General features: G+C 69.4%; 10 protein-coding genes and 1 pseudogene. 6 read left to right on the top strand and 5 right to left on the bottom strand.

Annotated features, from left to right (window positions below; all coding sequences use genetic code 11):
• Nucleotides 1–1,080, bottom strand: a 1,080-nt coding sequence (locus B1964_RS06465) for a hypothetical protein (RefSeq protein WP_079929269.1), incomplete at its 3' end; no start/stop codon positions are given.
• A 147-nt stretch (nt 1,081–1,227) separates the two neighbouring features.
• Complete coding sequence (locus B1964_RS06460) at nt 1,228–2,631, bottom strand: NAD(P)H-quinone dehydrogenase (protein WP_014359543.1); 1,404 nt, start codon at nt 2,629–2,631, stop codon at nt 1,228–1,230.
• A gap of 244 nt (nt 2,632–2,875) precedes the next feature.
• On the opposite strand from B1964_RS06460, the gene B1964_RS06455 reads away from it, so the two are divergent.
• Complete coding sequence (locus B1964_RS06455) at nt 2,876–3,358, top strand: gamma-glutamylcyclotransferase (protein ID WP_006367492.1); 483 nt, start codon at nt 2,876–2,878, stop codon at nt 3,356–3,358.
• A gap of 42 nt (nt 3,359–3,400) precedes the next feature.
• Here B1964_RS06455 and B1964_RS06450 read toward each other — a convergent pair whose 3' ends face one another.
• Both B1964_RS06450 and B1964_RS06445 read right to left on the bottom strand, forming a co-directional pair.
• Nucleotides 3,401–4,600 (bottom strand): amidohydrolase, encoded by a 1,200-nt coding sequence (locus B1964_RS06450; protein WP_079929268.1) that lies wholly within the window; start codon nt 4,598–4,600, stop codon nt 3,401–3,403.
• 45 nt (nt 4,601–4,645) lie between these two features.
• Nucleotides 4,646–5,353 (bottom strand): enoyl-CoA hydratase/isomerase family protein, encoded by a 708-nt coding sequence (locus B1964_RS06445; protein WP_020171716.1) that lies wholly within the window; start codon nt 5,351–5,353, stop codon nt 4,646–4,648.
• Between the two features lie 78 nt (nt 5,354–5,431).
• Here B1964_RS06445 and B1964_RS06440 point away from each other — a divergent pair, with 78 nt between their 5' ends.
• The 3 genes from B1964_RS06440 to B1964_RS06430 all read left to right on the top strand — a co-directional run bounded on the left by B1964_RS06440 (nt 5,432) and on the right by B1964_RS06430 (nt 7,885).
• A complete protein-coding gene (locus B1964_RS06440) occupies nt 5,432–6,235 on the top strand; it encodes a purine-nucleoside phosphorylase (protein WP_079929267.1) in 804 nt (267 codons plus the stop codon).
• A gap of 134 nt (nt 6,236–6,369) precedes the next feature.
• On the top strand, nt 6,370–7,059 hold the full coding sequence (locus tag B1964_RS06435) for a hypothetical protein (protein ID WP_006367496.1): 690 nt from the start codon (nt 6,370–6,372) through the stop codon (nt 7,057–7,059).
• A gap of 46 nt (nt 7,060–7,105) precedes the next feature.
• Nucleotides 7,106–7,885 carry an ATP-binding cassette domain-containing protein gene (locus tag B1964_RS06430; RefSeq protein ID WP_006367497.1) on the top strand — a complete coding sequence of 260 codons (780 nt, stop codon included), beginning with the start codon at nt 7,106–7,108 and terminating at the stop codon, nt 7,883–7,885.
• Nucleotides 7,886–7,903: 18 nt separating this feature from the next.
• Here B1964_RS06430 and upp read toward each other — a convergent pair whose 3' ends face one another.
• The gene (gene upp, locus B1964_RS06425; RefSeq protein ID WP_014359538.1) at nt 7,904–8,527 is read right to left on the bottom strand and encodes a uracil phosphoribosyltransferase; all 624 of its coding nucleotides are present in this window, start codon (nt 8,525–8,527) and stop codon (nt 7,904–7,906) included.
• A gap of 206 nt (nt 8,528–8,733) precedes the next feature.
• Here upp and B1964_RS06420 point away from each other — a divergent pair, with 206 nt between their 5' ends.
• Entirely contained in the window at nt 8,734–9,060 is a 327-nt protein-coding gene (locus B1964_RS06420; RefSeq protein WP_079929266.1) for a type VII secretion target, read from the top strand.
• Nucleotides 9,060–9,492, top strand: a pseudogene (locus tag B1964_RS06415) (hydrolase Nlp/P60); the annotation flags it as partial. The gene B1964_RS06420 and the pseudogene B1964_RS06415, both read left to right, overlap by 1 nt.

Genomic DNA, 9,492 nt, shown 5'->3' with positions numbered 1-9,492 from the left:
GCCCCCGCCGGCCCCCGGGCCGGCCCCGGGCCCGGTCGTCGGCCGCATCGCACCGCCGGGAGATCCCGGTGTTCCGGCCCCGGCCGCGCCGGCCGCGGGAGTACCCGCCAAGGTCGATGGTGGAGCGAAAGCGGTTGGCGGAAGGGAGATCACGCCCTCGGGAAGTCCGGTTCCGCCCGCAGTGGCGCCCTCGGGACCACCCGCTGCGCTCGCGGTGCCGCGCCCCGAGACCGGTACCGCCGCTCCCGGTGTGACCGGGCTACCGAGGCCCCCGCGGGTCAACGTCGACGGATCGTTGCCGCCACCGCGGTATCCCGATGGTCCCGACCCACCGCCGCCGCCCGCCGTCGACGCCGGGCCGGCTGTGGGAACGGCAGTGGTCGGGGTGTCACCACCCGTCGGGCCGCCACCGCCATCGGGTCCGCCTCCGGGGCCTGATGGTCCGGTGTCGTCGATGTCGGTGAGTGATGCCGACTGCTGGGTGCCCGACGGTCCCGATCCGGATGTCGACGTGCCATCCGCAGAGCTGGAACCACCGCGCACACCTGAGTACGAATCGGTGCCGATTGGTCCTGCGGGACCGGGCAATGCGGCCGCCGCACCGACAATCGGTCCGCCGTAGGTGCCCCGCATGATGCTGCGCACCTGTGAACGGACCGCAGCGGCATCCTCGGGATGATCCTGCAACCGGATCCGGTATGCCTCGAGCAGCGGCTTCTGACCATGTGTCGCGCCGAGGATGCCCGCCGCCTCGGTCATTGCCGCCGCGCTACCGCGCGCGTCGGCAACACTGGCCGACATCTCGCCCCCGAGACGGAGCGCGGCGTCGACCGCACCCCGTGCGGCCTGACCCATCAGCACCCCGTCGTCGGTGAAGCCGTTCAACAGGGCGTGGGCGATCCCTTCCACTTTCTCGATGGCGACGAGCACCGCGTCGGCGTCGCCCTGAGCGGCACCCTGCTTCATCGAGGCGATGATGGTGAGGATCTCGGTGATCGACATCGACCCCCAGTCGGTGCTGCCGCAGTCCGCCGGGCGCTCACCACTGCGCCGGGCATTGCGATCGCCGTCACCGGTCACCCTGTCTCCCCCAGCACTGTCTCCCCCATCCCCTCGTCGGCATCGTGAGCGACCCTACCGGCCCCCGAGCAACCGAGCAGGACGAATCGGACACCTGTGCATGGATCAGAGCCGATGGCGCACAGAGACAGGACCCGTGGGAACAGGTCAGTCCAGATCGTCGTGTCGCACGAGCTGCCGGGCCGCCTCGGTCACCGACCCCGAGAGTGACGGGTACACCGAAAACGTCTGTGCCAGATCGGAAACGGTCAGTTTGTTCTGGACCGCCAGTGCTATCGGCAGGATGAGTTCCGAGGCGTTGGGGGCGACCACCACACCGCCGATCACCACACCGGTGGCGGGCCGGCAGAAGATCTTCACGAAGCCACGGCGCAGGCCGCTCATCTTGGCGCGCGGGTTGGTGGCCAGCGGCAGCATCACCGTGCGTGCCGGATACTCACCGGAGTCGATGGCGTTCTGCGATACGCCGACGGTGGCGATCTCGGGCCGGGTGAAGATCGCCGAGGCGACGGTCTTGAGTTTGATCGGGCTCACGCCCTCGCCGAGGGCGTGGTACATCGCGATCCGGCCCTGCATGGCCGCGACCGACGCGAGCGGGAACAGTCCGGTGCAGTCACCGGCCGCGTAGATACCGGTCACAGACGTCCGCGAGACGCGGTCGACGGTGATGTAGCCGCCGCGATGGGTCTCGACACCGGCGCGGTCGAGGCCGAGGTCGTCGGTGTTGGGAACCGATCCGACGGTCATCAGCACATGCGATCCGGTGACGCTGCGGCCGTCGGCGAGGTACGCGGTCACCGAGTCGCCGGTCCGCACGACCTTGTCGGCGCGCGCGTGCTTGACCAATTCGACGCCACGTTCGGCGAGCGCCTCCTCCAGCACGAGTGCGGCGTCCTCGTCCTCGTGCGGCAACACGCGGTCACGGCTGGAGATCAGCGTCACCTTCACCCCGAGTTCGGTGTAGGCGTGCACGAATTCGGCACCCGTCACACCGGATCCGATCACGACCAGGTGTTCGGGCAACGCCTCGAGATCGTAGAGCTGCCGCCAGGTGAGGATGCGTTCGCCGTCGGGCTGCGCGTCGGGCAGCACACGCGGCGAGGCACCCGTCGCGATCAGGACGACGTCACCCTCGAATCGCTGGGTGGAGCCGTCGGCGAGGGTGGCGGTGACGGCGTGTGTGGACACCCCGACCTGCGGCCCCTCCAGGGCCGCGGTGCCGGAGACCAGCGTGACGCCCTCGCTGATGAGTCGCGATCGGATGTCGGCGGACTGGGCGAATGCCAGATCACGGACTCGCTGATGGATCGACGGCAGCGTCACCAACGTGTCATCGGTGCGCAAATTGATACCGAGGTCGACGGCGCGTCGGACCTCGGTGCGAATGCCGGTGGACGCGATGAACGTCTTGGACGGCACGCAGTCCCACAGCACGCAGGCACCGCCGATGCCGTCGGAGTCGATCACGGTGGTGTCGGCGCCGTACGCGGCCGCGGCCAGAGCCGCCTCATAGCCTGCGGGGCCTCCGCCGATGATCACGATCCTGGTCACGTCCATCACTCCTGTTCGGGCCGAAAGACACTTGTCGCCTCCGCTGACCAACCTAGGCCATCGACGATCATTCCTCGTGCGCACCGTTACCGATTTCCGCGTCGTACCGCGGTCGGCGATCACCGCGTGCATCGTGCGGCGGCGTCCGGCGTAATACGATCGTCGTGGCCGCAGGTGCACCGGTGGCGGCAAATCGATGAGGTCGGGCTCCATCCCGGCGGGAAAGTGCAGGTCAGAGGCGACTATGCCGATCTACGCAGCGTACGGTTCGAACATGGATCCCGAGCAGATGGCGCTGCGCGCCCCACACTCGCCGATGTCGGGAACCGGATGGCTGCACGGCTGGCGACTGACCTTCGGTGGCGGCGACATCGGGTGGGAAGGATCACTGGCCACCGTCACCGAGGACCGCGACGATCCCGACGCGAAGGTCTTCGTCGTCCTCTACGACGTCCCGACCGAGGACGAGGACAACCTCGACCGGTGGGAAGGCTCCGAACTCGGCATCCACCGCAAGATCCGGGCACGGGTGAAGACCGCCGACGGCGGGGTCCTGGCGTGGATGTACGTCCTCGACGCCTACGAGGGCGGCCTGCCCTCGGCCCGCTATCTCGGTGTGATGGCCGACGCCGCCGAGGTGGCCGGCGCGCCGGCCGACTACGTGCAGGATCTACGCCTGCGCGAAGCCCGCAACGTCGGCCCCGGTCCGGGCGCCCCCGAAGGTTGAGAGTCCCGAAGGCTGAGACCCCCGAGCCCGACACCGGCGATCTCAGGTCGGCGCGCCCGGCGATCCGACGAACACCACGCCGGCAAGTGTGCGCACGCCGACGTCGAGGGCCCGTTCGTCGATGTCGAAGGTGGGCTGGTGCAGATCGAGTTGCGGTCCGAGACCATTCCACACGCCGAGCCGACCCATCGCTCCGGGCACCTGCTCGAGGTACCACGAGAAGTCCTCGCCGCCCGGTGATTGCGGGGTGTCGGCGACGGCGGTGGGACCGAGGGTGGCCACCGATGCGGCCAGCACCTCCACCGCGAGCGGGTCGTTGATCACCGGCGGTACGCCACGAAAGTACGACAGGTCATACGAAACCCGTAGCGGCGCAAGGATTTCGCCGATGACGCTACGCACCAACGGCTCCATGTCGGCCCAGGTGCCGTGCTCTCCGGTGCGTACGGTTCCGCGCAGCATCCCTTCTTGCGGGATCGCGTTGGGGGCGTTGCCGGCATGCGCTGCCCCCCATGCCATCACGGTGCCCGATCGCGGATCGATCCGCCGCGACAGGATGCCCGGCAGCCCGGTGATGACGGCGCCCATCGCGTAGACGAGATCGCCGGTCAGATGCGGGCGTGAGGTGTGCCCGCCGGGTGAGCGCAGTTGGAGTTCGATGTGGTCGGCGGCGGAGGTGAGTGCGCCCTCGCGCAGTCCGACCGAACCGACCGGCAGGCGCGGATCGCAGTGCAGCGCGTAGATCCGGCTCACCCCTTCGGTGACTCCGGCGGCCACCGCGTCGAGGGCACCGCCGGGCATCACCTCTTCGGCCGGCTGGAACACCAGCCGGACCCCGACGGGCAGCTCGGGCGCCGAGGCCAGCGCAGCCGCGGTCCCCAGCAGGATTGCGGTGTGCGCGTCGTGACCGCACGAGTGCGACACCCCGTCGACCGTGGAACTGAACGCCAGCCCGGTGTGCTCGGTGATCGGCAACGCGTCCATGTCGGCGCGCAGGGCTATCCGTTGACCGGTGCTCGGGCCCAGATCACAGACGACGCCGGTACCCAACGGGAGCCGACGCGGGGCAAGGCCGAGCGCGGTCAGTTCGGCCATCACCAGTTCGGTGGTCGCGACCTCCTGCCGGGACAATTCGGGATGGGCGTGGATGTGTCGGCGCCAGCCGACCAGTTGATCGCGGTGGGTGGCCAGCCAGGTGTCGATCACACCGCCGGACGGATCACCGATCTCGGCCTGCGTCACCACATTTCTCCTTCCATCCACCGGGAAATCCACCGCTGCGTCGGCTCAGAGCAGTTCGGGCGGCGTCGGCACCGCGAGGTCGTCCAAGAGCGGCCGTCGCAGCCCACGCTTGATCAAGGTCTGCGTGGGCCCGGCCAGCGGGGCCCGCTGCACCGCGACCTCGACGGCCCGGTTGAGCAGTTCGTCGACGGCCACGGCCTCGTCGACGATGCCGGCGGTGACGGCGTCATCGGCGCCGTAGCGGCGGGCCGTCAGCATCGCCTCGGTGGCCGTACGCTCGGGCAACCGCGTACGCAGCAGCGCGGCCATCCCCCGGGTGAACGGCATGTTGAGCGCCGCTTCCGGGAGCGACCAGTAGCCGCGTTCGGTGCGCATGATCAGGTGGTCGGCGCACAGGGCGAGCATCGCGCCCGCACCGAAGGCGTGTCCGTTGATCGCGGCCACGGTGGGCACCGGCAACGTCAGCACCTTGGTGTAGAGCGCGTGAACCGAATCCAGATAGGCGGGCAACTCCGCGGCGTGCGCGGCGATGTGGTCGGTATCCAGTCCGTTGGTGAAGAACTTTCCGGTCGCGGTGATGACCAGGGCCTTGGCGCCACCGGCGACGGCGTCGTCGAGCAACGCGCTCGTCTTCTCGATCCACGCGGGGGCAAACCGGTTCTCCGGATTCGTCTCGTCGAGTTCGACCCCCGGGGCACCGAGGAACAGTTCGGCGACGTCGGCGGCGGTGGGCTCCGCGCTCAGGAAAGGCATGAGCAGACCTTATCGCCTGCGCACACGCGCGCTCCGGGCGCCGGGCAGGCGCGGATCGGAGGTCATAGGGTGAGACATATGGATCCCACTCTTGACCCCGACGCCGCCGCGATCGCGGCGGCCGCCACCATCGCCACCGAAACCGATTGTGCCGCGCACGATGTCGCACTGGTCCTGGGATCCGGGTGGGCGCCGGCCGCCGATGCCTTCGGCACACCGATCGCGACGCTGCCGATGTCGGCGGTGCCCGGTTTCACCGCACCCAAGGCCGCCGGGCACGGCGGGACGATCCGGTCGGTGCACATCGGTGACCGCCGGGTCCTGCTGATGCTCGGACGCATCCACGCCTATGAGGGCCATGACCTCGCGCGTGTGGTTCATCCGGTGCGCACCGCGGCGGCGGCCGGTGTGCACACCATCGTGCTCACCAACGCAGCGGGCGGGCTCCGCGACGGCATGTCGGTCGGCCAACCGGTCCTGATCGCCGATCATCTGAACCTCACTGCCCGCTCGCCACTTGTCGGCGCTCAGTTCGTCGACCTCGTCGACGCCTACTCGCCGAGGTTGCGCGAGGTGGCACGTGAGGTCGACCCCACGCTCGCCGACGGCGTCTATGCAGGGCTGCCCGGCCCGCACTACGAGACGCCGGCGGAGATCCGCATGCTGCGCACCCTCGGCGCCGACCTCGTCGGAATGTCCACTGTGCACGAGACGATCGCCGCACGCGCCGCCGGACTCGAGGTGCTCGGGGTGTCACTGGTGACGAACCTGGCGGCCGGCATCACCGGCGAGCCGCTCGATCATGCCGAGGTCCTCGAGGTGGGTCGCGCGTCGGCCGCGCACATGGGTGAGTTGCTGGCGACAGTCGTCGGCAGGCTCTGACCGCCAACAATCGCGGACCCTCGACAAGCCCTGTTATTCGACAAAGCCCCGACATCCGCGCGGTCACAAATGTCGGGGTTGTCACTGCGGTACCGTTCGCACCAATCGTCACCGCGCATCCCAGGGAGGTTCCCATGAGCTATCCGCCGGGAGATCCAGGTGGTTATCCGCCTGGCGAGGGTTACCCGTCGGGCGGTGGGTACCCGACGCCGCCTCCGCAGGGATACGGGCCGGGCTATCCGCCGCCGCGGTCACCGTGGTCGTCGCCGCTGGTGATCGCTGCCATCGTGGTGGGTGTGCTCGTGGTGATCGGTGCTGGGGTCGGCGCGTACTGGCTGACCCGGGGTTCGGACTCCTCTGATTCGGCGGCCGATTCGGCGTCGACGTCGGTTGCGAGCGCCTCGACGCAGACCGTCACCAGTACGGTCACCGGTCCCGGGGGCGCCTCGGGTCCGACGGGCGTACCGACCACGACGACACAGCCGCAGGTGCGACCCAACCCCACCGTCTCGGGCGCCGACTGGCAGGGCTTCCTGTCCGGCCCGCGATGCAACGCCGCCGACGATCCGGCGATCGTCATCGGCCGCACCAGCCGATCACAGGTGGTGATCTGTCAGGTCGGCAACCAGACCGGGCGTTGGTATTACAAGGGTCTCGCCGACGGCAATCCCATCGAGATCGGGTATCCGCAGATGGTGGGCGCCACCTACGTGGCGCGCAACGGCGCGGTCACCTACACCGTTTCGCCGTCGGCGCTGGTCATCTCCGAGAACGGCGCGACGCTGGCCACCGAGCCGATGCTGGAGTACTGGTCGTCGAACTGACGCCCCCGCGTACCGGGTTCGTCGGTCGAGGTCTACAACTGAACGAATGTCCGCCGTTCTCGACGCCTCCCACATCGATGTCATCCGGAGTTCCCGGGCCCTGCTGCACGATGTCGACCTCGTCGTGCAGCCCGGTGAGCACTGGGCGCTACTCGGCCCCAATGGCGCGGGCAAGTCGACGTTGATGGCGATCCTCGGGGCCCGCTCGCACCCGACCACCGGGGTCGTCGACGTGCTCGGCAAACGCCTGGGTCGCGTCGACATGCGCGAATTGCGCACCCACATCGGGCATGTCGATCCGCGCTGGCGCATCGACGTGCCGATCTCGGCGCACGATGTGGTCCTGACCGGACTGACCAACACCCCCGAACTGGACCGGCGCCACGACTACACCGACGACGAACATGCCCGCGCCGACGAATTGTTGGAGATGCTGGGGATGAGCGAGCGCCGGGATTCGTTGTGGCCGGTCATGAGTCAGGGCGAACGTGGTCGCACGCTGATCGCGCGGGCGCTGATGCCGCGTCCGGCGTTGCTGCTGCTCGACGAGCCGGCCACCGGCCTCGATCTCGCAGCCCGCGAGAAACTGCTGTCGGCGATCGATCGGCTGCGCGGCGACGTCGCCGATCTCGCCAGCGTGCTGGTCACCCATCACCTCGAGGATCTTCCTGCGAGCACCACGCACGCGATGCTGCTGCGGGAGGGGAAGGTGGTTGCCGCGGGCACCGTGGAGGCGACCCTGACGTCGGCGACGATCAGCACCTGCTTCGATCACCCGGTCACGGTGCGCCGCCACCAGGGCCGGTGGTCGGCGGTGGCCACCTGAGTCCTGCGCGGGGCGCGGTCAGCGCGGACCGAACTGGCGGTCGCCGGCGTCGCCCAGGCCCGGCACGATGTAGGACGCCTCGTTGAGACCGTCGTCGACGGCCCCCACCACCAGGCGCACCGGATGGCCCGACTTCTCCAGCGCCGCAACACCTTCGGGTGCGGCCACCACACACAGCACGGTGATGTCGGTGGCGTTGCGTGCAACCAGGAGTTCGATGGTGTGCAACATCGACCCGCCGGTCGCCAACATCGGGTCGAGCACGAACACCGGCTGACCGGCGAGATCGTCGGGCAGCGATTCGAGGTAGGGCACCGGTTTGGCGGTCGCCTCGTCGCGGGCCACGCCGACGAATCCGACGAGCGCCTCGGGCACCATCGCATGCGCCTGCTCGACCATGCCCAAGCCTGCCCGCAGCACCGGAACGAGCAACGGCGGCTTGGCAAGTCGCGAGCCGGGGCACGTGGTGATGGGTGTCTGGATGGTCACCTGCTCGCTCGGCGCATCCGCCAACGCCTCGTACACGAGCATCTGCGTCAGGTCCGACAGCGCGGCTCGGAAGGCCGCGTTGTCGGTGCCCTTGTCGCGCATCGTCGTCAGTCGCGCTGCGGCCAATGGATGATCGACGACCTGCACGGGCAACGTTCGCCCGGCCTGGGCGCTCTCGGACCCGGGTCGTTCGGGTTCGGATTGTTCGGGCACAGGGTGTTCGGGCTGGGGGTGAACCGGCATGGGGAAACCATAGTGGGCGGCGGTTGCTGCGGCCTCGTGACCGGACTCATCGGGCCTCGCCGCACGGGTCGGCGATTCGATGGAACCAGAGCGCCGGCCGTTGCGTCCAAATCTGCATGATCGAACAACTCTCCGTATCCCCCGCGGCGCTGTCCGCCCATGCCGCCGGCGAGGCGGGTACCGCGGCCCGGATCGGCGCCCACGCGGTCGCCACCGACCTCACACCCCTCGCGCTGACCTTCGGGCTGATCGGCGCGGACTTCCTCACCACGCTGGGTCGGGTCCTCGACAGCAGGCGCGCCCGACTGAACGCCGTCGCCGGCCGGCACCTGGCCCTGTCCGGCGAAAGTGCCGCTGCGGCGGCCGCGTACACCGGCATCGACGACATGTCGGCCGCGACCTTGTCGATCGCCGGTGGGCCCGTCGCGGAGGTGGACGCCTGATGACATCGGCCGACCTGTTGATCGCTCCGCTACGAATCCTGGTGACAGCGTTGGGAACCGGTGTGCTGCCGGGTGACGATCCGGTCAGTGCCATCGCCGCCCTCGCTCCGGATCTGGCATCGACCCGCGACGACGCAATCGCCGCCGCAGTCAGACTCGGCACCGAATGGCAGGGGCGCGGCGCCGAGGCCGCCCAGGCGGCGTCGGCGGTGACCGCCGGACGCACCACCGCGATCAGCGGTGACGACGCGCAGATCGTGACGTTGACGCAGTCCGCAGCCCAGCGGGTGCACGGCGCCGCCCGTCAGCTCGAGTCGCTGATGGACTCGTTCGATCGGGCTGCCCGCGCCCTCGGTGCCGATCTGTTCACCCCCACCGGACTCGCGGTACTGCTACCGCTGGCGATCGATCACGTCGGCCGTGGCGTGGCGG

Origin of the sequence: Gordonia sp. i37, from assembly GCF_002043085.1 — a bacterium.
Classification (GTDB): domain Bacteria; phylum Actinomycetota; class Actinomycetes; order Mycobacteriales; family Mycobacteriaceae; genus Gordonia; species Gordonia polyisoprenivorans.
The sequence above is the reverse complement of the archived record's forward strand: the minus strand, read 5'-3'. Positions and strand labels throughout refer to the sequence as shown.

What these genes read in the sequence shown, in the direction of transcription:
- B1964_RS06435 (WP_006367496.1), top strand. Translation starts at nt 6,370, where the DNA reads ATGAGCTATCCGCCGGGAGATCCAGGTGGTTATCCGCCTGGCGAGGGT.
- B1964_RS06445 (WP_020171716.1), bottom strand. Translation starts at nt 5,353, where the DNA reads ATGCCTTTCCTGAGCGCGGAGCCCACCGCCGCCGACGTCGCCGAACTG.
- B1964_RS06455 (WP_006367492.1), top strand. Translation starts at nt 2,876, where the DNA reads ATGCCGATCTACGCAGCGTACGGTTCGAACATGGATCCCGAGCAGATG.
- B1964_RS06440 (WP_079929267.1), top strand. Translation starts at nt 5,432, where the DNA reads ATGGATCCCACTCTTGACCCCGACGCCGCCGCGATCGCGGCGGCCGCC.
- B1964_RS06420 (WP_079929266.1), top strand. Translation starts at nt 8,734, where the DNA reads ATGATCGAACAACTCTCCGTATCCCCCGCGGCGCTGTCCGCCCATGCC.
- B1964_RS06430 (WP_006367497.1), top strand. Translation starts at nt 7,106, where the DNA reads ATGTCCGCCGTTCTCGACGCCTCCCACATCGATGTCATCCGGAGTTCC.